Source organism: Actinoplanes sp. NPDC023801 (assembly GCF_040639655.1).
Lineage (GTDB): Bacteria > Actinomycetota > Actinomycetes > Mycobacteriales > Micromonosporaceae > Actinoplanes.
Map to the genome: position 1 here is coordinate 67,867 of NZ_JBFAAI010000001.1, position 22,687 is coordinate 90,553.

20 protein-coding genes, 1 tRNA gene and 1 pseudogene are annotated in these 22,687 nt (G+C 70.2%); 9 read left to right on the forward strand and 13 right to left on the reverse strand.

Going from position 1 to position 22,687, the window contains the following annotated elements; all coding sequences use genetic code 11:
- Window positions 1–24: 24 nt before the first annotated feature.
- The 5 genes and pseudogenes from AB0G04_RS00330 to AB0G04_RS00350 form a co-directional block, all read right to left on the reverse strand.
- Window positions 25–1,452 (reverse strand): calcium-binding protein, encoded by a 1,428-nt coding sequence (locus tag AB0G04_RS00330; protein WP_360973903.1) that lies wholly within the window; start codon window positions 1,450–1,452, stop codon window positions 25–27.
- Between the two features lie 86 nt (window positions 1,453–1,538).
- A pseudogene (locus tag AB0G04_RS00335) lies at window positions 1,539–1,778 on the reverse strand (hypothetical protein); the annotation flags it as partial.
- 5 nt (window positions 1,779–1,783) lie between these two features.
- On the reverse strand, window positions 1,784–2,377 hold the full coding sequence (locus AB0G04_RS00340) for an HNH endonuclease family protein (RefSeq protein ID WP_360976159.1): 594 nt from the start codon (window positions 2,375–2,377) through the stop codon (window positions 1,784–1,786).
- A 79-nt stretch (window positions 2,378–2,456) separates the two neighbouring features.
- Window positions 2,457–4,178 carry a 2-isopropylmalate synthase gene (gene leuA / locus AB0G04_RS00345; RefSeq protein ID WP_360973906.1) on the reverse strand — a complete coding sequence of 574 codons (1,722 nt, stop codon included), beginning with the start codon at window positions 4,176–4,178 and terminating at the stop codon, window positions 2,457–2,459.
- A gap of 189 nt (window positions 4,179–4,367) precedes the next feature.
- Entirely contained in the window at window positions 4,368–5,144 is a 777-nt protein-coding gene (locus tag AB0G04_RS00350; RefSeq protein ID WP_360973909.1) for a hypothetical protein, read from the reverse strand.
- 178 nt (window positions 5,145–5,322) lie between these two features.
- Between AB0G04_RS00350 and AB0G04_RS00355 the strand changes: the two genes are divergently transcribed.
- Together AB0G04_RS00355 and AB0G04_RS00360 are read left to right on the forward strand one after the other, a co-directional pair.
- The gene (locus tag AB0G04_RS00355) at window positions 5,323–6,588 is read left to right on the forward strand and encodes an aspartate kinase (protein ID WP_360973912.1); all 1,266 of its coding nucleotides are present in this window, start codon (window positions 5,323–5,325) and stop codon (window positions 6,586–6,588) included.
- 8 nt (window positions 6,589–6,596) lie between these two features.
- Complete coding sequence (locus tag AB0G04_RS00360) at window positions 6,597–7,661, forward strand: aspartate-semialdehyde dehydrogenase (RefSeq protein WP_360973915.1); 1,065 nt, start codon at window positions 6,597–6,599, stop codon at window positions 7,659–7,661.
- Between the two features lie 124 nt (window positions 7,662–7,785).
- Here AB0G04_RS00360 and pyrE read toward each other — a convergent pair whose 3' ends face one another.
- Window positions 7,786–8,313 (reverse strand): orotate phosphoribosyltransferase, encoded by a 528-nt coding sequence (pyrE, locus tag AB0G04_RS00365; protein ID WP_360973918.1) that lies wholly within the window; start codon window positions 8,311–8,313, stop codon window positions 7,786–7,788.
- Between the two features lie 151 nt (window positions 8,314–8,464).
- Between pyrE and AB0G04_RS00370 the strand changes: the two genes are divergently transcribed.
- Window positions 8,465–8,734, forward strand: a complete 270-nt coding sequence (locus tag AB0G04_RS00370; protein WP_360973921.1) for a hypothetical protein — start codon at window positions 8,465–8,467, stop codon at window positions 8,732–8,734.
- A gap of 79 nt (window positions 8,735–8,813) precedes the next feature.
- Here AB0G04_RS00370 and AB0G04_RS00375 read toward each other — a convergent pair whose 3' ends face one another.
- The 3 genes from AB0G04_RS00375 to AB0G04_RS00385 form a co-directional block, all read right to left on the reverse strand.
- Window positions 8,814–9,341 (reverse strand): helix-turn-helix transcriptional regulator, encoded by a 528-nt coding sequence (locus AB0G04_RS00375; RefSeq protein WP_360973924.1) that lies wholly within the window; start codon window positions 9,339–9,341, stop codon window positions 8,814–8,816.
- Between the two features lie 458 nt (window positions 9,342–9,799).
- Window positions 9,800–9,876, reverse strand: a tRNA-Pro gene (locus AB0G04_RS00380).
- Between the two features lie 74 nt (window positions 9,877–9,950).
- Window positions 9,951–10,844, reverse strand: a complete 894-nt coding sequence (locus tag AB0G04_RS00385; protein WP_360973927.1) for a metallophosphoesterase — start codon at window positions 10,842–10,844, stop codon at window positions 9,951–9,953.
- Between the two features lie 25 nt (window positions 10,845–10,869).
- Between AB0G04_RS00385 and AB0G04_RS00390 the strand changes: the two genes are divergently transcribed.
- On the forward strand, window positions 10,870–11,322 hold the full coding sequence (locus tag AB0G04_RS00390; RefSeq protein WP_360973930.1) for a GatB/YqeY domain-containing protein: 453 nt from the start codon (window positions 10,870–10,872) through the stop codon (window positions 11,320–11,322).
- Window positions 11,323–11,379: 57 nt separating this feature from the next.
- Here the strand turns inward: AB0G04_RS00390 and AB0G04_RS00395 are convergent, their stop codons facing one another.
- Window positions 11,380–13,791: a transglycosylase domain-containing protein gene (locus AB0G04_RS00395; protein WP_360973933.1), complete on the reverse strand. Its 2,412-nt coding sequence runs from the start codon at window positions 13,789–13,791 to the stop codon at window positions 11,380–11,382.
- Window positions 13,792–14,098: 307 nt separating this feature from the next.
- Here AB0G04_RS00395 and AB0G04_RS00400 point away from each other — a divergent pair, with 307 nt between their 5' ends.
- Window positions 14,099–14,401 (forward strand): WhiB family transcriptional regulator, encoded by a 303-nt coding sequence (locus AB0G04_RS00400; protein ID WP_041832981.1) that lies wholly within the window; start codon window positions 14,099–14,101, stop codon window positions 14,399–14,401.
- A gap of 17 nt (window positions 14,402–14,418) precedes the next feature.
- Here AB0G04_RS00400 and AB0G04_RS00405 read toward each other — a convergent pair whose 3' ends face one another.
- The 3 genes from AB0G04_RS00405 to AB0G04_RS00415 are packed head-to-tail and all read right to left on the reverse strand — an operon-like array spanning window position 14,419 to window position 17,355.
- On the reverse strand, window positions 14,419–15,546 hold the full coding sequence (locus tag AB0G04_RS00405) for an ArsA family ATPase (RefSeq protein WP_360976162.1): 1,128 nt from the start codon (window positions 15,544–15,546) through the stop codon (window positions 14,419–14,421).
- Between the two features lie 49 nt (window positions 15,547–15,595).
- Window positions 15,596–16,549 carry an ArsA-related P-loop ATPase gene (locus tag AB0G04_RS00410; RefSeq protein WP_360973936.1) on the reverse strand — a complete coding sequence of 318 codons (954 nt, stop codon included), beginning with the start codon at window positions 16,547–16,549 and terminating at the stop codon, window positions 15,596–15,598.
- Window positions 16,550–16,572: 23 nt separating this feature from the next.
- Window positions 16,573–17,355, reverse strand: a complete 783-nt coding sequence (locus AB0G04_RS00415) for a hypothetical protein (protein WP_360973939.1) — start codon at window positions 17,353–17,355, stop codon at window positions 16,573–16,575.
- A 184-nt stretch (window positions 17,356–17,539) separates the two neighbouring features.
- Here AB0G04_RS00415 and AB0G04_RS00420 point away from each other — a divergent pair, with 184 nt between their 5' ends.
- From AB0G04_RS00420 to AB0G04_RS00435, 4 genes are all read left to right on the forward strand, one after another.
- Window positions 17,540–17,704, forward strand: a complete 165-nt coding sequence (locus tag AB0G04_RS00420) for a DUF4177 domain-containing protein (RefSeq protein WP_360973942.1) — start codon at window positions 17,540–17,542, stop codon at window positions 17,702–17,704.
- On the forward strand, window positions 17,701–18,192 hold the full coding sequence (locus AB0G04_RS00425) for a RidA family protein (RefSeq protein WP_360973945.1): 492 nt from the start codon (window positions 17,701–17,703) through the stop codon (window positions 18,190–18,192). The genes AB0G04_RS00420 and AB0G04_RS00425 overlap by 4 nt, the downstream gene beginning before the upstream one ends.
- Window positions 18,193–18,287: 95 nt before the next feature.
- Window positions 18,288–19,085, forward strand: coding sequence for an MBL fold metallo-hydrolase (locus tag AB0G04_RS00430; protein WP_360973948.1), 798 nt, complete (start codon window positions 18,288–18,290; stop codon window positions 19,083–19,085).
- Entirely contained in the window at window positions 19,082–22,684 is a 3,603-nt protein-coding gene (locus AB0G04_RS00435) for an adenylate/guanylate cyclase domain-containing protein (protein WP_360973951.1), read from the forward strand. Before AB0G04_RS00430 ends, AB0G04_RS00435 begins: the two co-directional genes overlap by 4 nt.
- Window positions 22,685–22,687 lie beyond the last annotated feature (3 nt).

The following is a 22,687-nucleotide window of genomic DNA, read 5'->3' on the forward strand; positions in this document are numbered from 1 at the left end:
CCGCTCGACCATAGCGACGGTGGGCTAGCGCTCGCAGTTGACGACGACGTCGAGCGGGAACGCCCGGCACAGGTCGCCGGAGGTGTACTGGCTGCCACCGTCCAGGTGGTCGCCCTGGTCACCGGCCGGGTCCTGACCGCTCAGGTCGTCGTCGCCCTCGTCGCCGAACAGACGGTCCGCCCCGCCCAGCCCGGCGATCACGTCGTTGCCGCCGCCGCCGCGCAGCTCGTTCGCGGAGCCGCTGCCGGTCAGCGTGTCGCCGTAGATCGTGCCGCGCACGTTCTCCACGTCCGCGCCGACCGAGTCCCCCTCGCCGGCCCGGCCGTCGTCACCGCTCCGGCCGTCGAGGTCGACGGTCACCGGGTTGCGCTGCCGGTCGGAGTAGTCGACGGTGTCGATGCCGCTGCCACCGCGCACCACGTCCGCGGCGATCGGGTCGAACACGTACGGCCCGTCGTCGCCGCTCTCGGTCTCGGCGAAGTCCGGCTTCAGGGAGTCGTCGCCCGTACCGCCGTCGAGCTGGTCCTTGCCACCCGCACCGAGCAGCTGGTCGTTCCCCCCGCCGCCGGTGAGCCGGTCGCCGCCGGAGCCACCGATGATCCGGTTGGCGCCGCCGTTGCCGGTCAGGATGTCGTTGCCGAGCCCGCCCTCGACACCCTCCACGTCCGCGGCGATGGTGTCCCGCTCGCCCTTCGCGCCGTCGTCACCCGTGCGGCCGTCCAGGTCCGCGAAGATCGCCTCGCGCCGGTTCCAGTAGCTGGCGTAGTCGATGCCGGAACCACCCCGGATGGTGTCGGCGCCGGTCCCGCCGTTGAGGTAGTCGTTGCCGGCGCCGCTGTGCAGGGTGTCGTTACCACTGTTGCCGTCGAGCCGGTCGTTGTCGTCGCCGCCGTACAGCACGTCACCCGAGGTACCGCCGGAGATCCCGTCGATGCCGGCTCCACCGGCGAGCTTGTCCGCCCCGCTGCCGCCCTCGATGTTGTCCCGCCCGCCGTGGCCCCAGATGCGGTCCTTGCCGCTGTCGCCGTGGAGCAGGTCGTTCCGGCCGCCGCCCTGGATCGAGTCGTCGCCGCTGCCGCCGTGCGCCTTCAGCACCAGGTTCGACCGGTTGACCACCGAGTCGCCCCGGTCGCCGAGCGCCACGCTGACCGAGCCGTTCCCGTCGTACGGGCTCGGGAAGACACAGCGGACCTTGGTGGTGTCGCCCTTGACCGGCTTGCAACCCTTCCCGGCCTTGATCCGGACCGCGTCGTCGAGCGTCACCGTCCGGCCGGAGAAAGTGATGACCAGGCGGTTCGCGGCCTTCGCGCCGGCGGTGAAGCGCACCTCGCCGGTGTACGGCAGAGTCGCCACACCCGTGGTCGCGGCCTGCGCGGGCGACGCGACCGCCGCGACGCCCATGGTGGTGAGTAGTACGGCACCGATCCGTGCGGATACGGCAAAGCGTCCCATGTGAAGTCCTCCCCCGTGAACGGTCGATGAACGATCCGTCGACGGGGATACTAGACCGTTTCGACGTCCGAGGTGGACCCGCTCGATCAACCCTCCGGTCGATGGAGCAGGCCGACCGCGATGGCGTGCACCGCGTCGAGGTCGGCGGGATCGGCCAGCTTGGCACGGCCGCCGGTCACGGCGTACCACTCGTCGGCGTCCTTGTACTGCACGGAGAGGACGGCGTCGCCGTCGGCCAGTTCGGTGCGCAGGGTCAGGTCGCCGGTGACGACGCCGACCTCGTCGGTCATCACCCCGCCCGGCCCGGGCACGATGTCGGTGGTCTTGCTCATCAGCAGGTCCCCAGCATCTCGGTGAGAGCTTCCTTCTCCTTCTTCGTGACCGTCAGTTTCCAGTAGCTCTTCACCTCAATCCAGTTCTGTGCATATACGCACCAGCTCTCCTTGACCGGCGGCTTCCAGGTGGACGGGTCCTGGTCGCCCTTCGACCGGTTCGAGGTCGCGGAGACGGCGAACAGCTGAGGCCGGTCCAGGTCGTTGGCGAAGTCGCCACGCTCCTCGTCGGTCCACTTGTCGGCGCCCGAGCGCCAGGCGTTCGCGAGCGGGATCATGTGGTCGACGTCGACCTGCGTCGGTGTGTTCAGCACCTTGCCGTCGTACCAGCTGTCCCAGGTGCCGGCGACGACGTTGCAGCCGGAGAACTTGACCTTGTCACCGTCGCGTTTGAGCACGGTGTCCCGGACGTCGCAGTTCGCTCCGGCGTCGCGCCAGTGCGGGAACTTCTCCCGGCTGTAGCCCTTCATCGAACGGGCCTCGGCGATGGTCAGGGTGTCGAGAGCGGTGGCGGCACCCGTGTCGGTACCCGACGGTGCGCCGGGACCTCCGGTGCCGGTGGGGGACACCTCACAACCGGAGGCGGCGATCATGGTGACGACGAGGGCGGCGAGGGCTGAGCTACGTGGGGCCACGTAGCTCAGTCTCGTACCGGATCTTGAAGTGCGCCAATCAGCGGGCGCGGTTGATAGCGCTCGTCACCGCTTTGATGGACGCGCTGACGATGTTGGCGTCGATGCCGACGCCCCAGACCGCCACGTCGCCCACCTCGACCTCCACATAGGCCGCCGCCTGCGCGTCACCACCGGAGGTCAGGGCGTGCTCGTTGTAGTCCAGCACCCGTGCCCTGATGCCCAGCGGCTCGATGGCCTGCACGAACGCGTCGATCGGGCCGTTGCCGACGCCGACCAGCGGCCGCCGCACACCCCGGTGGAACACCTGGACGTCGATCTCGACCTTGCCGTCGACGGTGGCGGTGCTGTAACCCTCCAGCTGGAAGGCCGTCGCGGCCTGATGCTCGATCAGGTACTCGGAGGCGAAGTAGTCCCACATCCGCTGCGGGGAGACCTCGCCGCCGTCGGAGTCGGTGTGCTGCTGCACCACGCCGGAGAACTCGATCTGCAGCCGTCGCGGCAGCTCCAGCTTGTGCTCTTCCTTCATGATGTACGCCACGCCGCCCTTGCCGGACTGCGAGTTGACCCGGATGACGGCCTCGTAGGTGCGGCCCACGTCCTTGGGGTCGATCGGCAGGTACGGGACGCCCCAGGTGAAGTCGTCGATCGGGGTGCCGGCCTCGGCGGCGTCGGCCTCCAGAGCGGTGAAGCCCTTCTTGATCGCGTCCTGGTGGGAGCCGGAGAACGCGGTGTAGACCAGATCTCCCGCGTACGGGTGACGCTCGTGCACCGGCAGCTGGTTGCAGTACTCGACGGTGCGCTTGATCTCGTCGATGTTCGAGAAGTCGATCTGCGGGTCGATGCCCTGGGAGAACAGGTTCAGTCCCAGCGTGACCAGGTCGACGTTGCCGGTCCGCTCGCCGTTGCCGAACAGGCAGCCCTCGATCCGGTCGGCGCCGGCCAGCAGGCCCAGCTCGGCGGCGGCCACCCCGGTGCCCCGGTCGTTGTGCGGGTGCAGGCTCAGGATGACGCTGTCCCGGCGCGGCAGGTGCCGGTGCATCCACTCGATCGAGTCGGCGTAGACGTTCGGTGTCGCCATCTCGACGGTCGCCGGCAGGTTGATGATCAGCGGGCGGGCCGGGGTCGGGTCGATCACGTCGAGCACCGCGGAGCAGATCTCCAGGGCGTACTCCAGCTCGGTGCCGGTGTACGACTCGGGCGAGTACTCGTAGAAGATCTCGGTGTCCGGGGTGTGGATCTCCGCGTACTTCTGGCAGAGCCGCGCGCCGGTCGTCGCGATGTCGGTGATGCCGTCCTTGTCCAGCCCGAACACCACGCGCCGCTGCAGCGTCGAGGTCGAGTTGTAGAAGTGCACGATCGCGCGCTTGGCGCCACGGATCGACTCGAAGGTGCGGTCGATCAGGTGCTCCCGGCACTGCACCAGCACCTGGATCGTGACGTCGTCCGGGATCAGGTCCTGCTCGATCAGCTGGCGTACGAAATCGAAGTCGGTCTGGCTCGCCGCCGGGAAGCCGACCTCGATCTCCTTGTAACCCATCTTCACCAGCAGCATGAACATCCGCCGCTTGCGCTCGGGTGACATCGGATCGATCAGGGCCTGATTGCCGTCACGCAGGTCGACCGCGCACCAGCGGGGAGCCTTTTCGGTCACCCGGGCGGGCCACTGCCGGTCGGGCAGGGCGATCGAGAACTGCTTCTGGTACGCCTCGTAACGCTGGAACGGCATGGGGCTGGGCTGCTGAGGGCCGTAAACGGACATGTGGGACTGCTCCAGTCAGGAAGAAGACGAGCAGGCGGCGTGCGTCACCTCCGCGACGAGGTGCCGCCCTGGAAAGGGGCCTCGTCGCGGCAGCGAAGGAGAAGGGTCACCTGCCACATGTCGCCAGCCACGTTACGTCATCGAAATCGGTTCGGCTAACCGTTCGCCCGGATGGTGGGAACCGCTGGATCAGGCCGATGGAGACGGTCCGGCCGGGGCGGAGACGGTCGGTCCGGCGGCGGGTGGCGGGGCCGACATGCCCATCGGTTCGCCGGCCACCTCCGGGCCGGGCAGCTGCAGCGTCTTCGGCCCCGCCACCTGACGGACCAGCTTGAGCTGGCCGAAGTCGACCCGTGCCGCGGTCAGCAGGCCGTCCGGGGCATAGCAGTAGATGCCGACGTCCACCGGCTGGTCCAGGGCGGCGGTGACCGAGTCGACCGCGTAACAGGACCCCTGCACGCCGGCGAGCGGCTTCACCGCGGAGACCGCCAGTGGTGCCTTGCGATCGGTGAAGACGGGCAGCCACTGCCGGAACAGGCGCTGCACGCGCGGGTCGTACTTGCGCGGCACCTTGTCACCGCGTTCCGCGACCCGCACGCAGGTGGGGCTGATCGGTGCGCTCGGCGTCGACAGCGTGCACTGATAAAGACCGGTCGCGACCCGGATGATCGTGACCCCGGCGGTGCCGCCCAGCGCACCGGCCGGGATGTCCACCCGCCAGGCGCCGTCCTCGGCGACCGCGGCCACCACCTCGCGGGTCGCCCCACCCGACTCGAGGCTGTACAGGGCGGCGTACCGGCGGTCCAGGGCGAGCGCGGCCAGTCCCGCGAACTCGCTGCGGGACTCCGGGGCGGGGGCGGAGGCGGACGTCGGTACGGGGGTCGGTTCCGGTGTGCCGCCGTCACCGCCGCAGCCGGCCAGTCCGGCTGCCAGCAGCACGGTGATCAACGCGGAGGGAAGGCGCATCGCGCCATTCTCGCCTCATACCGACCACGGGGACGTCCCGTGCGTCACCGGCGTGTCGCGCGTGACCTTGGCCGGAATCTGGGATCGCCTGTCGAGGCTGTGCGCATGCGCGGCTAGTGTGGTGGCGACTGCCCTGACCGGCGTCGTTGTTCCGTATCGCCGAAGGAATGGTTTCGCCGTGGCTCTAGTGGTGCAGAAGTACGGTGGTTCGTCGGTAGCGAACGCTGAGCGCATCAAGCGGGTGGCCGAGCGCATCGTGGCCGCGCGCAAAGCCGGCGACGACGTGGTCGTCGTGGTCTCCGCGATGGGCGACACCACCGATGAGCTGCTCGACCTCGCCAACCAGGTCAGCCCGCTGCCACCCGGCCGCGAACTCGACATGCTGCTCACCGCCGGCGAGCGGATCTCGATGGCCCTGCTGGCCATGGCGATCCACAACCTGGGGTACGAGGCCCGGTCGTACACCGGCTCCCAAGCCGGCGTGCTGACCACCTCGGTGCACGGCAAGGCGCGGATCATCGACGTGACCCCCGGACGCCTGCGGACCGCGCTGGACGAGGGTGCCATCGCCATCGTCGCCGGGTTCCAGGGCGTGTCGCAGGACACCAAGGACATCACCACCCTCGGCCGCGGCGGCTCGGACACCACGGCGGTCGCCCTGGCCGCGGCCCTGCACGCCGACGTCTGCGAGATCTACACCGACGTGGACGGCGTCTTCACCGCCGACCCGCGGATCGTGCCGGACGCCAAGCACATCAAGAAGATCACGTACGAGGAGATGCTCGACCTCGCGGCCGGCGGGGCGAAGGTGCTGATGTTGCGATGCGTGGAGTACGCGCGGCGTTTCAACGTGCCGATCCACGTACGCTCTTCGTACTCGAACAAAGAAGGCACGCTCGTCACAGGCTCGATGGAGGACCCTGACGTGGAGAACGCACTGATCACCGGGGTCGCGCACGAGCGCAGCGATGCCAAGATCACGATCGTCGGCGTGCCCGACGAGCCCGGCGCGGCCGGCCGCATCTTCGAGACGGTCGCCAAGGCCGAGATCAACATCGACATGATCGTGCAGAACGTGTCCACCGAGGGCACCGGCCGCACCGACATCTCGTTCACCCTGCCGAAGGCCGACGGCCAGACCGCGATGAACGCGCTCGACAAGATCAAGGACCAGGTCAAGTTCAAGGGCCTGCTCTTCGACGACCACATCGGCAAGGTCTCGCTGGTCGGCGCCGGCATGCGCTCGCACCCCGGTGTGGCCGCCGAGTTCTTCGCCACCATCGGCGCCGCCGGCGTCAACATCGAGATGATCTCCACCTCGGAGATCCGGGTCTCGGTCGTCTGCCGCGACACCGACCTCGACACCGCGGTCCGCGCCGTGCACGCTCAGTTCGAGCTCGGTGGCAACGAGGAAGCCGTCGTCTACGGCGGTACCGGCCGGTAACCCGCGCGATGGCGCAGCCCACGCTCGCCGTCGTCGGAGCCACCGGCTCCGTCGGGACCGTGATGCTCGACCTGCTCTCGTCCCGGCGCAACGTCTGGGGCGAGATCCGGCTGCTCGCGTCGGCGCGGTCCGCGGGTAAGTCCCTCACCTGCCGCGGCGAACGTCTGGAGGTGCGGGAACTCACCGCCGACGCCTTCGACGGCGTCGACGTGGCGATGTTCGACGTGCCCGACGCGGTCTCCGAGCACTGGGCGCCGATCGCGGTCTCCCGCGGCGCGGTCGTCGTGGACAACTCGTCGGCGTTCCGCATGCGACCGGACGTGCCCCTCGTGGTGCCGGAGGTCAATCGCGAGGACGCCGCGTACCGGCCGGTGGGCATCGTGTCCAGCGCCAACTGCACGGTGGCCGCCATGATCATTGCGATGGCGCCGCTGCACCACGAGTACGGCCTTCGCGAACTCGTCCTGGCCTCGTACCAGTCCGCCTCCGGCGCCGGTCAGTACGGCGTCGACACGCTGCACGACCAGCTCACCAAGGTGGCCGGCGACCGGTTGCTGGGCTCCCGGCCGGGCAACGTGCGCCAGGCCGTCGGTGACGACCTCGGCCCCTTCCCGGCCCCGCTGGCCCTCAACGTGGTGCCCTGGTCCGGCGACCGGGAGGACGACGGATGGTCCTCCGAGGAGCTCAAGCTCCGCAACGAGTCCCGCAAGATCCTGGGCGTTCCGGCCCTCAAAGTCTCGGCCACCTGCGTACGGGTACCGGTCGTCACCGGCCACTCGGTGGCCGTGCACGCGGTCTTCGCGTCGGAGGTGACCGCCGACGGCGCACGTCAGGTGCTGCGCAACGCCCCCGGCGTGATCCTGGTCGACGACCCGGAGGCCGGGGAGTTCCCGATGCCGATCGACGCGGTCGGCACCGACCCGTCGTGGGTCGGCCGCATCCGCCGGGCGATGGACGACCCGCGCGCTCTGTCGCTCTTCATCACCGGCGACAACCGTCGTAAGGGTGCGGCGCTGAACACCGTCCAGATCGCCGAGCTGCTGGCCGCCGAGATCGCCAAACGCACCGCCTGACCCCCGCCGCCCCTCCCGCGTGGTGACCCGCGGCTCGCTGGTGGGCGCGGGTCACCACACGGTTGTGTGGCTGGGCGTCACCGCTGGCTCGGGCGTTCTGAGGCAGCGGTGTGCAACTGCCGGGTCAGGCGGCGGCGTCGAGGTCGGCCCGGGTGAGCAGCGCTCGCAGCGTGATGCCCTCGGCGGCGAGCGCCTGGGAACCGCCCTCCTGACGGTCGATGACGCAGAGCGCGTGGTCCACGTGGGCGCCCAGCTTGCGCAGGTCGCTGGTGGACAGGACGACCTGTCCACCGGAGGTGACGACGTCCTCGACGATCAGGACGCGGCGACCGGCGACTTCGGCGCCCTCGGCGAGGCGGGCGGTGCCGTACTTCTTCGCCTGCTTGCGGACGAACGCGGTGGGCAGGTTCGCGTGCCGGGCCAGGGCGGTGACGACGGCGATGCCGCCCATCTCCAGGCCGGCGAGCACCTCGGTGCCTTCCGGAATGAGTACGGCCAGACGCTCGGCGAGCTGGTCGAGCAGGACCGGGTCGGCCTCGAACTGGTATTTGTCGAAGTATTCGGTGGCGGTCCGGCCCGAGCGGAGCGTGAACTCACCGGTGAGGCGGCTCACGCTGCGGACCCGGCGGGCGAGGTCGATGGAGTCAGTCACAAGGTCCCAGCTTGTCAGGTTGCCCACGAGGCACGGACGGCGCCCCTGTGGGTCACCCGTTGGCGTACTTGATCTCATCGTTACCGCAACGTATGCCTTTTTAGGGTAATTTTCGCCTACTTAGTGGCTTGCGCCCCGGAAGGATAGTTCTGTGACACCCTTCGCGATGCTCTTCCTGCTCGCCCTCGCCGGATCGTCGTGCTTCGCCCTCGGCCGGGCCCTGGGACGTGGCGAACGCTACGAACGTGGTTACCGGGAGGGCTTCCGCGACGGCGAGACCGGCTCCCTGGCTCGCGCGACACGGCTCATGCAGCTCTCCGAGCGGCCGTCGATCGCCCCGGTCGTCGAGTCGATGATCGGCCCGTATGCGGTGCCTCAGCAGATGGCCCCACGTACGGTCGGACCCCAGCTGGCCATTTGAAGCCCCGTTGCGCGCCGAGTGACCGCGCCGACGGTACGGCCGTAACCGTTTCATCGGGCGGTCACCTGCCGCCCTGTTGTCAGGAGCCGGGCTCGGTGCCCGGCTGGTAGAGGCCGAATCCCGCTTCGGCAGCGATCTCGGCAATCCGGGCGAGAGCCCCGTACGGGTCCTCGTGCCGGCGGCTGGCCAGTTCTCCCACCTGCCGAAGCAGGTCGGGTAGGTGCCCGCCGCCATCCAGCTCACGAACCCGTTCCACGATCCGCAGCAGCGCGGTGAGGTCGGCGATCGTCTCCCGGAGGCCGTCCGGATCAAGGGTTCCGATCATGACGGCCTGGCGATCCGGGCTCGGACCGGCCTCGCCGGCGGCTCGCAGTACTCCGATCCGGAAGCCGATGGCCACGGCATGCGCCTGGTCACGGGCTCCGAGTTGCTGGTACAGCGTCTTCAGGCGGGACTTGACGGTGTTGGGCGAGATGTAAAGGCGAGCAGCCATCTCGCGGGCCGTCTGCCCGGCCGCGAGTGACTCGATGATCTCCTGCAGATGAGGTGCCAGGACAGGCCCTTGCGCAGCGGCCTTGATGTGGCTTCGATGCGTTTGCAGCGACATGCCCGAGAATGTAGATCTTACCGGTCGCGATGTGATCTATGCCTCCCCCCGGCATGATCGTCCGTTAAGTGTCGGTCCGAGCCGGGACTGCGCCCATGGTCTCATCGCGGTAGCGTTCTTGGCATGAACGCCGGTTGGGTGATCGTGCAGACCGCTGACGGCAATGTCGGCTCCGGCAAGCTGCACCGGGCCTGGGACGCTTGACTGCGGAGCTGGGGCATCGACTGGGACCCGTTCGGTCCGGATGAGGTTCTCGTCCACATGCCGCGCGTCCGTAAGCCGGACGGCACCGCCGGATGTTCCTTCACCCGCATGGTGATCTCGACCGCGCTGCACCGTCTGGGGATCGAGCCGCCGGAGAACACAGAGGTCGTCTGAACGCGGTCGCCTGAACGAAAGGTCGTCAAACGAAGCAGGGCCGGATCTCCGTTTCCGGATACCGGCCCTGCTTGCACATCTGGTCGGGGTGGCGGGATTTGAACCCACGGCCTCTACGTCCCGAACGTAGCGCGCTACCAAACTGCGCCACACCCCGGTGGTGCGAGATAAATACTAGCGGAGGCCCCCGCAGCCTCCGCAACCGGTATCCCTCAGAGGCGAATCCGCAGGTCAGCGAGGGATCAGAGTAAGCAGCGAGGCCTCCGGACGACAGGCGAAGCGGATCGGCGCGGTCGGGTGCGTGCCGAGCCCGGCGGAGACATGCAGCCAGGCGTCCGAGCCCGGCCAGCGGTGCAGGCCCTTCGCCATCGAGGTGGGCAGGTCGCAGTTCGTGGTGAGCGCGCCCAGGCCGGGCACGCACACCTGACCGCCGTGGGTGTGGCCGGCGAGCATCAGCGCGAAACCGTCGGCGGCCATCGCGTCGAGAACCCGGGAAGCGGGCGTGTGGGTGACGCCGAGGTGCAGGTCGGCGCCGGAGCTGATCGGACCGGCCACCGCGGGGTAGTCGTCCCGCTCGACGTGCGGGTCGTCCACGCCGGCCAGCTCGATCGAGCGGCCGCCGGCCTTGAGAACGGTGCGTGCGTTGTTCAGGTCCGCCCACCCCGCGTCGGTCAGTGCCGCGCGCAGCTCGTCGGCGGGCAGGTCGGCGCCCTGCACGTACTCCCGGTCGGGCATCAGGTATTGCAGGGGGTTCTTCCAGACCGGGCCGCGGTAGTCGTTGGAGCCGAAGACGAACGCGCCGGGCACCGACAGCAGCGGGTCGAGGGCGCGCAGTACGCCGGGCACCGACCCCGGGTCGGCCATGTTGTCGCCGGTGACGACGACCAGATCCGGGTCGGCACCGCCGAGCGCGGCCACCCACTCCTGCTTGCGCCGCTGGTCAGGCATCATGTGCATGTCACTCAGGTGCAGGATGCGCAGCGGTTCCGCGTCCGGCTCCAGCACCGGGACGTCGAAGCGCCGGAGAGTGAACATGTTGCGCTCGATCAGGGCGGCATAGGCGAGCGTCGCGGCGCCGAGCGCGGAGAGAGTGGCGGCGGCCGAAATAAGGGAGCGCTTACGCATGCCCGCAAGGGTAGTTTCTCCGTCCATGGGAACGCTGAAAGACCGCCTGAACGATGACCTGCACACCGCCATGAAGGCCCGCGACGAGCTGACCACCTCGACGTTGCGGATGGCCCTGGCCGCGGTGCGCACCGCCGAGGTCGCCGGCAAACAGGCCCGCGAGCTCTCCGACGACGAGGTGCTGGCGGTGCTGACCAAGGAGACGAAGAAGCGCCGGGAGGCGGCCACCGCCTTCGCCGACGCCGGCCGGACGGACCAGGCGGCCAAGGAGACGGCCGAGGGCGAGGTTCTCGAGCACTACCTGCCGAAGCAGCTCAGCGACGCGGAGATCGCCGACGTGGTCGCGCAGGCGCTGGCGGCCGGCGGGTTCACCGGCAAGGGGCAGATGGGTCCGGCCATGAAGGCGGCTCAGGCCGCTGTGGCGGGACGCGCTGAGGGCGGCCGTGTCGCCGCCGAGGTGCGCCGCCAGCTCGGTTGAGCCGCGAACGGAAAACGGGCGGGAGATCGGCTCTCCCGCCCGTTTCCGGTTCTGTTGCTAGTTGCCCGGCCTGCCGCCCGGCGGACCGCCGCTCGCGCCGGGGTCCGGGGCTCCGGTCTTCCCGCTGCTGATCCGCAGGACGACCGCTCCGTTCTTGATCGTCCGGCCGGACGGGTCGGTGTCGGCGACGGTGCCCTTCGGGCACTCGGAGTCCACCTCGCCCCCGGTGGAGACGTGGAAGCCCGCGTCCTCGAGCCGGTTGGTGGCCGAGGAGACCGAGTCGCACTTCACGTTCGGGATCGAGCGCTGCTCGCCGAACACCATCTTGCTGCTGCCCGGCTTCTTGAACTGGACTTTGGGCTTGCCCTCCATGTACTCCTTGACGGTGTACTGGACCGCGGGGTTGATGATGTCGTGCTTCATCTGGTCGCGGTGGTCCGGCCAGTCCGGGTTGGCCATGTAACCCGCGACGACGATCTTCGAGGTGCCGACGATCAGTGAGGCGGTCTTCTCCGCGTCGGTGGTGCCGGACTTGCCGAAGACCGGGTGGCCCACGATGCCGCGGGTCGGACCGGCGGTCGAGCCGTTGCAGGCCCCGAGCTGGGCGTTGTCGCCGACCGGGCAGCGGGCGGTGTCCAGGGCGGCCCGTGCCACGTCCTTGGTGGTGGCCTGGTTGCAGAACGGCCTGCCGATGTCGATCTTCTCGCCGTCCAGCGTGGTGATCTGCTCGATCGGGGTCGGAGCGCAGTACTTGCCGTCGGCGGCGAGGGTCGCGTACGCGTTCGCCATGTCGAGCGGGGTGGAGGCCGTGACGCCCAGCGAGAACGCGCCGAACTGGTTGGCGCCGCCCTCCTTGGTGGTCATCCGGGCATCGTTCGGCTCGCGGAACTGGACACCGAACCGCTTGGCGACGGCGATGACCTTCTCCGAGCCGACCCGTTCCTGGAGCGGGATGAAGTAGGTGTTGATCGACTTCGCGAAGGCAGACCACATCGTGTAGACCCCGGCGCTGCCGCCACCCGAGTTCTTCGGGCAGTAGAAGTGACCGCCACAGGTGGCCGGGCCGGGACCCACGATGTAACCCGACTTGTACTGCTTCTCAGCCTTGATGGTGTAGCTGAGCGGGTAGTTGTTCTCCAGCGCCGCGATGATCGGGAAGATCTTGAACACCGAGCCCGCCTGGTAACCGGTGATGTCGCCACCGCCGCTCATCAGCGGGTTCGTCGTGTTCGGGTGGGTACCCCGGATCTTCGCCTTGGCCTTCTTGGGGTCCGACGAGAACTTGTTCTCGGGCTTCGCCGGGTCGTCGAGCTTGAACTTACGGTTCGCGGCGAGCAGCCGGACCTTGCCGTTGCCCGGTTCGATACCGGCCAGGAGCAGCGCGTTCTGGCTGCTGTCGGACTGGCGTTCGGCGATCTCCCGGCGGGCGCCGGCCTGGCCCTTCAGGTCGAGGGTGGTGACGACCTTGTAACCGCCGCTCTTGAGGCGGCGCTCCCGGTCGTAGGTGGTGGCGCCGAACGCCTCCTGCTCGAGCCACCAGCGGTAGAAGAAGTCGCAGAAGAAGCCCCAGTTGTTCTTCGCCACCCAGGCGCAGCCGCGGCCGACCTGCCGGACCTTGGTCGGGATCGCTTCCTTCTTGGCCTTCTCGGCGTCGGCCGGGGTCACCACGCCCATGTCGACCATGGCCGGGATGATGTAGTTGTTACGGCGATCGGTGATCAGCTCGTGACCGCCCGGCGTCGTCGGGTTGTAGTCGCTCGGCGCCTTCACCATGCCGGCGAGCATCGCCGACTCGCCGACGGTGAGGTCCTTCGGCTTCTTGTTGAAGTAGACGTGGCTGGCCGCGTAGATGCCGTAGGTCTGGCTGCCGAACGGCGCGATGTTGAGATAGCGCTCCAGGATCTGGTCCTTGGTGAGCTGCTTCGAGATCTGCATCGCGTACTTCATTTCGGTGATCTTGCGTTTCGGGCTGTCCTCCGTCGCGTCGATCACCTCCTGCGGGTTGGTGGCCGAGTAGGCCAGCGACATCCGCACGTACTGCATGGTGAGGGTGGAGGCACCCTGCTGCGATCCGCCGTTCTGGTTGCTCACGAACGCACGCGCGATGCCCTTGATGTCGACACCGTTGTGTTCGTAGAACTTGCGGTCCTCAGCGGCCAGGATCGCGGCCTGCATGTTCTTCGAGATGTCCTTCAGCGGGACGTCGCTGCGGAACTCGTCGTAGAACACGGCGATCTGCGTCTTGCCGTCGGAGGCGTAGACCCGGGTGATCTGTGGGGAGCTGAACTCCTTGAGCTCACTGGGCAGCCCCGCGAACGTCTGGCCACCCGCCTTGGCGGCCAGCCCGGTCATCGCCGCGGCCGGGAACGCGGCGGCAGCCACCACGACTCCGGCGAGCAGGCCACAGACCAGCAGCGAGGTCGCGTTCGTGAAGATGTTGTGATCGCGTCTGCGAAACCAGGAGGACACGCGAGCAGGGTACGCGAACAACGCACGCGACCGCCCGCCGAGAATCCCCCTCCCGCCCGAATCGAGTGTGACCTGTCACCCGTAACGGCGGATCGATTTCCCACATCTGCACCAAAGATGCCCCCGTTCGGTCCCCGGCGTTCGGTCGCTATGCCCGGAAGTACCGGCCTATACGTATTTGAGGGACAACGTTGCGTAATCACCCAACTACAGAGCATGATGGTGCGGCGAGACACGGACGCCGGTCGGGCATGGGGGAACAGGGACCGCCGGCGTCAGGGGGTGACAGCAAGGGGGGACGTTTACCGTGGGGATGATCAGCGACTGGCCCAGCATGGCGGCGTGTCAGAGTGGCGACCCTGACGCGTTGTTCGTGCAGGGCGCCGAGCAGAACGTGGCGAAGAGGATCTGCCGCAGCTGCCCGGTTCGCTACGAGTGCCTCGCCGACGCCCTGGACAACCGGATCGAATTCGGCGTCTGGGGAGGCATGACGGAGCGGGAGCGGCGAGCCCTGCTCCGCCGGCACCCACATGTGGCGAGCTGGCGGAAGATGTTCGAGGCCGCACTGCGGGAGAAGGGCGCCGACAAGGTGCTCGTCTCCACCCGCTGATCAGGCGCTGCCCGCCGTCAGGCGAGCAGCGCTCCGATCGTTCGCAGCCCGTCGACGTCATGGACGTCGGCGGGCTGCGCCGCGATCCGCGTGGCCGGCACCGACGGAAACGCCTCGGTGAACCCGGCCGCGACCGTGGCCTCCCGGTCGGCCTGGCGCAACAGTGCGGCGTGGATGCGCAGCACATCGGCGGCGACCGGCTGGTCGCCCGCCTCGTCCAGCCGATCGGCCGCCGCCTCGCTCTCGGTCGCGCTCAGCCCGGCCAGCTCGGTGTGATGCATCCGGTTGAGCACCAGCCCGGCCAGCGGCATCCGCTCCGACACCAGGCGCTCGGCGAAGTACGCCGCCTCCCGGATGGCGTCCCGCTCCGGGGCCGCGACGAGCAAGAACGCGGTCTGCGGGTCCTGCAGGATCCGGTACGTCTGATCGGCGCGCTGCCGGAAACCGCCGAACATCGAGTCGAGTGCTGCCACAAAACCGGACAGGTCGGTCAGCAACTGCGCGCCCAGAACTTTCTGCACGGTCTTGGAGAACAAGCCGAACGACGCGGTGACCAGGCTGAAGACACTGCGTCCCCCGGTCCGGGCCGGAGCCAGCAGCAGCCGCAGCATCCGCCCGTCGAGGAACCGGGACAGCCGGGCCGGCGCGTCCAGGAAATCGAGCGCCGAGCGCGACGGCGGAGTGTCCACCACGATCAGGTCCCACTGGTCGCCGGCGCGCAGCTGGCCCAGCTTCTCCATCGCCATGTACTCCTGGGTGCCGGCGAAGGTGGAGCTCATGGCCTGGTAGAACGGGTTCGCGAAGATCTCGGCGGCACGCTTCGGGTTGGTGTGCTGCTCCACCACCTCGTCGAAGGTGCGCTTCATGTCCAGCATCATGGCGTGCAGCTCGCCGCCGCCGGCCTCCGCGATGCCCTTGACCTGGCGGGGCGTGTTGTCCAGCTCGGTGAGGCCCATGGACTGGGCCAGCCGCCGTGCCGGGTCGATGGTGAGTACCACCGTGCGCCGGCCGTGCACCTCGGCGGCCCGCAGCCCGAGAGCGGCGGCCGTGGTGGTCTTGCCCACTCCGCCGGCTCCGCAGCACACCACGATGCGGATGGCCGGGTCGGCCAGCAGAGCGTCGACGTCGAGCCGTGGAGCCGTCAATTCAGCCACCGTTTCAGGGTAGTGCGTCTCGATCGGACGTTCCGCTCGATCAAGCTCGCATGAGGAGCCCGGCCAGCTCGGTCAGGGCGTCGCGGTCGACGCCGTCCGGGACCAGCGGCAGCTCGACCATCGGGCGCCCCAGCTCAGCCAGTTCGATGCGCAGCGATTCCTCGAGCTCCCGCCGGGTCAGGTGCGCCTGTGCCTCGGTGGCCAGCTGGTTGACCGTGGCCGGGGCCGAGGCCAGCCCGGCCGCGGCGAGTCCGCGCTTGATCTCGGCCTTGGTGACCCGGCCGCCGGCCAGCAACGGAGGCCGGGCGCCGTTCACCACGATCCGCCCGACCGGGATGTGCAGCGCGGAGAGCTCGGCGATCGCGTCCAGGGTCTCCTGGACCGGCATCTCCTCCAGCAGCGTCACCACATGCACCGCGGTCATCGGCGAGCGCAGCAGGGACGCCACACCCTCGCTCTGCGTCTTGATCGGACCAACCTTGACCAGGCGAGCGGTCTCCTCGGTCACATTCAGGAAGCGGCCCACCCGCCCGGTCGGAGGCGCGTCGAGGACCACGGCGTCGTAGACCCGGCGGCCGTCCTGCGACCGGGTGGTCGACTCCTTGACCTTTCCGGTGAGCAATACGTCACGCAGGCCGGGGGCGATCGTGGTGGCGAAGTCGATGGCACCGACCTTGCGCAGCGCCCGCCCGGCCGCGCCGAGCTTGTAGAACATGTCCAGATACTCGAGGAGGGCCTCCTCGGGGTCCACGGCCAGCGCGCGGACCTCACCACCGCCGGCCGTGGTCGCCACCCGGCGCTCCGCGTACGGAAGCGGCTCCAGGCCGAACAGCTGGGCGATGCCCTGACGACCCTCCACCTCGACGAGCAGGGTGCGCCGGCCGCCGGCCGCGAGGCCCAGCGCAAGGGCCGCAGCCACGGTGCTCTTTCCAGTGCCGCCCTTGCCGGTCACCACGTGCAGCCGCTCCGGCCAGTTGCGGTGTTCGTCGCCCATGGGATCCACGTTACGGCGAACTGTCAGCCGGCGACCTCGCACACCAGCCAGCCGGTCTTCCGGACGACGGTGAAACGGAGATCCTGCGAGGCGGCTCGCTCGTCCTCGGTCGACATCACGACCCGTACGTCCACCCGCGCCCGGTCGTCGTCGCGGTCGGCAACGGCAGGTTCGTCCCAGCGGAAGACCGGACCCGGGTAGTCGTCCGCGTACGTGCTGATCTGCTCCACCCGGGCGGCCAGTTTCGCCTCGTCCCGCGATTTGCTGCAGACCAGATCGCGGGCCGCGGCGGCATCCTGTTGCGTGTAGACCGCGGTCAGGAACCGGTTGACCGCGCTGGTCGGATCCGGTGAACCGGGGTTGTCGGCATCCCTGAGCAGGTAATACGCCGAGACGGCGCCGCCACCGCAGAGTGCCAGGGTGGCCACCAGTGCCATCGACAGGAACACCGCCGAGCGCTGCCGCGGGTCGATTCCCGGCGGCAGGCGGCCGGTTTGCGGACCCACCCAGATCGGCTCCGGCTGTGGCTGGATCTCGGCCGGCGGCGAGTGCTCGTAGGCAAGGTGTTCCGGTGGTGGATGCCGCCACTCGCCGGGCTTCTCGTGCCGGGCGTGCCAGGGGCCGGTGGGCGGCGGCTGATGCCAGACGGGCGTGGGCGATGTCACCTCGGCCGGTACCGCCGGTATCTCCGTGGTGGCGTCGGAGGCGGCCGGTGGGGCGGTGCCCGCAGCGGCCATGTGCGGCGGCTCGGGCACCGGGATCGGCTCGTCCGGCGGGATCGGTGTCGGCGGCTCCGGCTCGGGCATCGGTGGCGGATCGGGGTGTCCACCAGGCTCATTCCGTGCGTGCTGCGTCATGTCATCCTCCGCTCATCGCATTCAGTGATGGCATGTGCGCCGTGCGTGCACAACTCCCGGTCAGCCTAGCCAACAGCGGTCAGTCCCGCGCCCTAAGCTGATCGCGATATCCGACGTGAGGAGAGCGCTAGCCATGCAGAAGTGGGAGTACGTGACCGTGCCCCTGCTGGTCCACGCGACCAAGCAGATCCTCGACAACTGGGGCGAGGACGGCTGGGAGCTCGTCCAGGTGGTCCCGGGGCCGAACCCGGAGCAGCTGGTGGCCTACCTGAAGCGGCCCAAGGGGGCGCAGTCATGACGATGCCGGCGCCCGTCGCGGGCGACGGTGCGGTCGACGCCTACGCGAAACTGACCGAGCTGGGCCTGACCCTGCCCACGGTCGTGCCGCCGGTCGGGTCGTACGTACCCGCCGTGCAGTCCGGCAACTACGTCTACACCTCCGGCCAGCTGCCGTTCGTCGACGGCAAGCTGCCGCAGACCGGCAAGGTCGGTGCCGAGGTGAGCCCGGAGGACGCCGCCGGTCTGGCCCGGCTGTGCGCGGTCAACGCGCTCGCCGCGATCGACGCCCTGGTCGGTCTGGGCCGGATCGTCAAGATCGTCAAGGTGGTCGGCTTCGTCGCGTCGGCGCCCGGGTTCACCGGACAGCCCGCCGTGATCAACGGGGCATCGGACCTCTTCGCGGCGGTCCTGGGTGAGCAGGGACGGCACGCCCGGAGTGCGGTCGGCGTCTCCGAGCTGCCCCTGGGGTCCCCGGTCGAGGTCGAGGTCATCGCCGAGGTGGCGTGATCTTGCGGTGATTCGGCAGTATTTGCTCACCGATGGTGACCGGGTCGGACATCGTGTCTCGGTTCTGGTCGCCGGACCGACGTACGATTCGGGTCATGCGGGGTGCTGAGCCCGAGTCGGCCGAGGTCGACCGGCTACCGGGTTGGGTGACGTTGCTGCGGGCGCCCAACCCGGGGCCGATGACTCTGGATGGCACCAACACGTGGATCCTGCGGGCGCCCGGTGCCGCCGACGCGACCGTGATCGACCCCGGCCCCCTCGACGAGGGCCACCTGCGGCGGATCGCCGGACACGGGCCGATCGGGTGCATTCTGATCACACACGGTCATCACGACCACGTCGAAGGCGCCGGCCGGCTCTCCGAGCTGCTCGGCGGCACCCCGGTGCGTGCCGGGTCACCGGTCCACTGCCTGGGTGGTGAGCCGTTCGACCCGAGCGAGTCCCTGGATGGGAACGGGCTCAAAATACGGGTGGTCGACACTCCGGGACACACCAGCGACTCGGTGTCGTTTCTCGTCGAGTGTGGGGACGACCGTGCGATGTTCACCGGAGACACCATCCTGGGGCGCGGGACCACCGTGGTCGCCCAGCCCGACGGTGACCTCGGGGCCTACCTGGGCAGTCTGGAACTGCTCAGCACGTACCCGAAGGTCCTGATGCTCCCCGGCCACGGACCGGTCCGGGCCGACACGGCTGACCGGGCCCGGTTCTACCTGGAGCACCGCCGTGAGCGGCTGGCGCAGGTGACGGCGGCCATGGCGGCCGGGGCGGACACGCCGGCGGCCGTCGTCGACGTGGTCTATCCGGACCTCGACCCGGCGCTGCGGTTCGCCGCCGAATGGTCCGCGGCCGCCCAGCTGGACTACCTGCGCCGCCGGCAGGACGCGCCGTGACCTGCCCGGTCTGCGGGACGGTCACGGTTCCCGGCGCACGCTTCTGCCACCACTGCGGCGCGGGGCTCCCGGCCGCTGCCCTGGTCCCGGCCGCCGAGCGGCGCATCGTCACGGTGCTCTTCGGCGACCTCTCCGACTTCACCTCGTTCTCCGAGGACCTCGACCCGGAACGCGTCGGTGCGGTGACCGACCGGGTGCTGGCCGCGCTCGCCGGCGCCGTGAAGACCTTCGGCGGGCACGTCGACAAACTGACCGGCGACGGGATCATGGCGGTCTTCGGCGCACCGGTGGCCCACGAGGACGACGCCGAGCGGGCCGTCCGGGCGGCACTCAGCATGCAGCGTGCCGTCCGCCGGGTGCTCGACGACGAGCGCGGCGGCGGCGCCCCGCTCGGGCTGCGGATCGGGCTCAACACCGGCGAGGTGGTCGCCGGCGTCCAGGCCGGCATCGAATACACCGTCATCGGCGACACGGTGAACACCGCGGCCCGGCTGGCCGACGCGGCCACGATCGGCGGGGTCTACGCCGGTGAGCGGACCAGCGCGGGCACCCGGCACGTCGCCTCCTGGCGACAGCTGCGGCCACTCAAGCTCAAGGGCAAACGGGAACCCGTCCCGACGTACGAGCTGCTCGGTCTGCACGACGCCCCCGGCATGCGGTCCGGCCTCGGCGACGAGGCGCCGTTCGTCGGCCGCGAGGCCGAGCTGGGCAGGTTCTCCGGGCGGCTGGCCGAGGCGATCGACACCGGCACCCCCCGGATCCTGGTGATGACCGCCGAGGCGGGGATCGGCAAGTCCCGATTCGCCGGCGAGGTCAAACGTCTCGCCGCCGGGTACTCCGGCCACGGCGCCCGGGTGCTGCGGGTGCGCTGCCGGGCCTTCGGTGAACGACGCCGGTACGCGCCCCTGGCCGACATCGTCCGCAAGGCGGCCGGCCTGCCCAAGGACGTGGCCACCTCGGTCGCCCGGACGGTGGTGGAGGAGCGGCTCCGCAAACTGGCCGGCCGGCTCGGCGTCACCCTCGACAGCGACCGCCTGCTGGTCCTGCTCGGCTACGGCGAGGCACCGGACCGCGCGGTCGGCCCGACCGCGCCCGCCGACCGTCCGGCCAGTGCGCGGCGCACCGACGCCGAGGCCATCTCGATCGCGGTGGCCGGCCTGCTCAACGCGCTCGCCGCCGAGGAGCCGCTGGTGGTGATCGTGGACGACCTGCACGACGCCACCGACACCACGGTCGACGCGATCGGGCGCACCCTCAACCAGCTGGACGGTCCGGTGGTGGCGTTGCTGCTGGCCCGCCCGGAACTGGTGCGGTCCGCGGGCGCGATGGCCCGGCTCGCCGACGCCGAGGTGCACGCCCTGCCCCCGCTGCGCGGTGCCGACGCGTCCCGGCTGCTGACGTCCTATCTGCACGGCGGCAAGCTGCCACCGGCCGACGGCGACCGGCTGCTCGCCACCGCGCAGGGCAACCCGTTCTACCTGGCCGAGATGGTCACGCTGCTGATGGAGCGGGGCGCGCTCACCCCGGCGGTCGGCGCCAACGCGGCCGGCCGGTGGCAGCTGGCGGCCGGATCGCTCGGCAGCCGGCTGCTCTCCCGTGACCTGGCCGCGGTCCTCGCCGCTCGTATAGACACGCTCTCGCCGGAACCGCGGTCGGTGCTGCGGGACGCCTCGGTGGCCGGGACGACCGTGCCCAACGGCGTGCTCGAGGCGCTGCAGGAACGCCGGGCGCTCGCTGACACCCGGCCCGGCGTGGTCGTCGCCGTCGAGCTCGAACGGGCCGTCGACGAGCTGTTGCAGCGCCGCATGCTGCACCGGTCACGTTCGGGTGGCTATCAGTTCTCCACCCCGCTGATGCGGGAGGCGGCGTACGCCGGGATCGGCAAGGCGGACCTGGCCGAGCGGCACGCCTACCTGGCCGCATGGGCGGCGCCGGAAAGTGTGCCGCGGCCCGGCCACGACGGCGCGGTCCGGCTCAACCTGGCCGGCGGCGAACGCGACGCGTTCATCGCCATGCACGCCGAGCAGGCGATCGAGCTGGCCGACGCGGTGCGGCTGCGTCCGGACGCGCCGGCCCGCGAGGTGGCCCCGCTCGGTGTCGCCGCGCTCGGCCGGCTGGCCCGGCAGGCCCTGGCCGACATCGAACCGGCCGCCGCCATCGAGTACGCCGACCGCGCCGCGGCCCTGGCCAAGGGCAGCCTGCCGCTGCCGGACCAGCTCGTGCAGGCCCGCGCGCTGCTGCGCCTGGGCCGTGCCGAGGAGGCGCTGGCGCTCGGCGAGAAGATCTCGGTGGCCGCTTCCGACGAACCGGTGTGCCGCGCCGAGGCGATGATCGTGGTGGGCCGGGCCTACGAGGCGCTCGGTGACACCGGCCGGGCGGTGACCTCCTGGCAGGAGGCGCTCGACGTGGCGACCGAGGCGCAGCTGCTGCCCGAGCGGGCGAACGCGATGCGCCGGCTCGGCATGGCGGACTTCCTGAACGGGCGGCTCAGCCAGGCGAGCAGCCGGTTCGCCGCGGCCTACCAGGTCACACTGGCCGCCGGGGACCGGCACGGGCAGGCGTGGGCGTTGCAGAGCCTCGCCTGGGTGACCACCACCCGCGGTGACTTCGCCGGCACCGACGCGGTGCTGGGCCGGGCCGCGCGGCTCTTCGCCGAGCTGGGTGACCCGGTCGGCCGCGCCTGGCTGCGGGGCACCACGGCGTTCGCCCGGCTGCTGGCCGGCCGGTTGCAGGAGGCTCGCCGGCTGGCCCGGCTGTTCCTGCCGTTCGGGGACCGGGTCGGTGAGGGCTGGGCGGTCGGCACGCTGCGGGTCGTCGAGGCGTACGCGGCCGCCGAGCTCGGCGACCTGGGCGCGGCCGACGGGCAGGCGCGCCGGGCGTACCGGGAGTTCCTGGACGTCCATGACGACTGGGGCTGCGGGCTCGCCCTGGTGGTACGCGGCGCGATCGCGCGCGGGCTGAACGAGCCGGACCATGCGTACGACCTGCTCACCGACGCCCTCGGGTACGCCGACAGGACCGGCCACCCGCTGCTGCTCGGGATGGCCGGGACACTGCGCGGGTTCGTGGCCCTTCAGCGCGGCGACCTGGAGGCGGCCGAGGCGGACGCGCGGCGGGTGATGACCGCGGTCGAACCGCACAACCCGCTGGCGCCCGCGCAGGTGGGACCGCGGGTGCTGCTGGCCGAGGCGCGGAACCGGGGCGGGGACGCGGCGACCGCGATCGGGCTGCTGGCACCGATCGCCAGTGACACGTCCACACCTTCGCTGCTCTTCTCGCGGCGGCACGCGCTGGCGTCGTACGCCTCCGCCCTGCTTGCCGACGGCCGCGTCGACACGGCTCTCACGTGGATCGAGCGGGCGGCCGGTGCCCCGGCCGAGGATGTCCGTAGCGGAGTGATCGCCGCGATGGTCCGGGCCCGGGTGCTGGCCGCCGCCGACCGGTGCGAGGAGGCCCGTGCCGCAGCCGAGGAGGCGGTGCGACTGGCACATGCGACCGAACAGGCCAGTGAGCGGGCGGTCGCCGCTGAGCTGCGGGAAACCCTGGCGATGACGGTCGTCGAGGAAACTGTCGCCTACGCGTCTGACGTGCCTGGATGATCT

Coding starts and splice junctions, on each gene's coding strand:
- AB0G04_RS00330 (WP_360973903.1), bottom strand. CDS start 1,452: ATGGGACGCTTTGCCGTATCCGCACGGATCGGTGCCGTACTACTCACC.
- AB0G04_RS00340 (WP_360976159.1), bottom strand. CDS start 2,377: ATGATCGCCGCCTCCGGTTGTGAGGTGTCCCCCACCGGCACCGGAGGT.
- leuA (WP_360973906.1), bottom strand. CDS start 4,178: ATGTCCGTTTACGGCCCTCAGCAGCCCAGCCCCATGCCGTTCCAGCGT.
- AB0G04_RS00350 (WP_360973909.1), bottom strand. CDS start 5,144: ATGCGCCTTCCCTCCGCGTTGATCACCGTGCTGCTGGCAGCCGGACTG.
- AB0G04_RS00360 (WP_360973915.1), top strand. CDS start 6,597: ATGGCGCAGCCCACGCTCGCCGTCGTCGGAGCCACCGGCTCCGTCGGG.
- AB0G04_RS00375 (WP_360973924.1), bottom strand. CDS start 9,341: ATGTCGCTGCAAACGCATCGAAGCCACATCAAGGCCGCTGCGCAAGGG.
- AB0G04_RS00385 (WP_360973927.1), bottom strand. CDS start 10,844: ATGCGTAAGCGCTCCCTTATTTCGGCCGCCGCCACTCTCTCCGCGCTC.
- AB0G04_RS00390 (WP_360973930.1), top strand. CDS start 10,870: ATGGGAACGCTGAAAGACCGCCTGAACGATGACCTGCACACCGCCATG.
- AB0G04_RS00410 (WP_360973936.1), bottom strand. CDS start 16,549: ATGGGCGACGAACACCGCAACTGGCCGGAGCGGCTGCACGTGGTGACC.
- AB0G04_RS00415 (WP_360973939.1), bottom strand. CDS start 17,355: ATGCCCGAGCCGGAGCCGCCGACACCGATCCCGCCGGACGAGCCGATC.
- AB0G04_RS00420 (WP_360973942.1), top strand. CDS start 17,540: ATGCAGAAGTGGGAGTACGTGACCGTGCCCCTGCTGGTCCACGCGACC.
- AB0G04_RS00425 (WP_360973945.1), top strand. CDS start 17,701: ATGACGATGCCGGCGCCCGTCGCGGGCGACGGTGCGGTCGACGCCTAC.
- AB0G04_RS00430 (WP_360973948.1), top strand. CDS start 18,288: ATGCGGGGTGCTGAGCCCGAGTCGGCCGAGGTCGACCGGCTACCGGGT.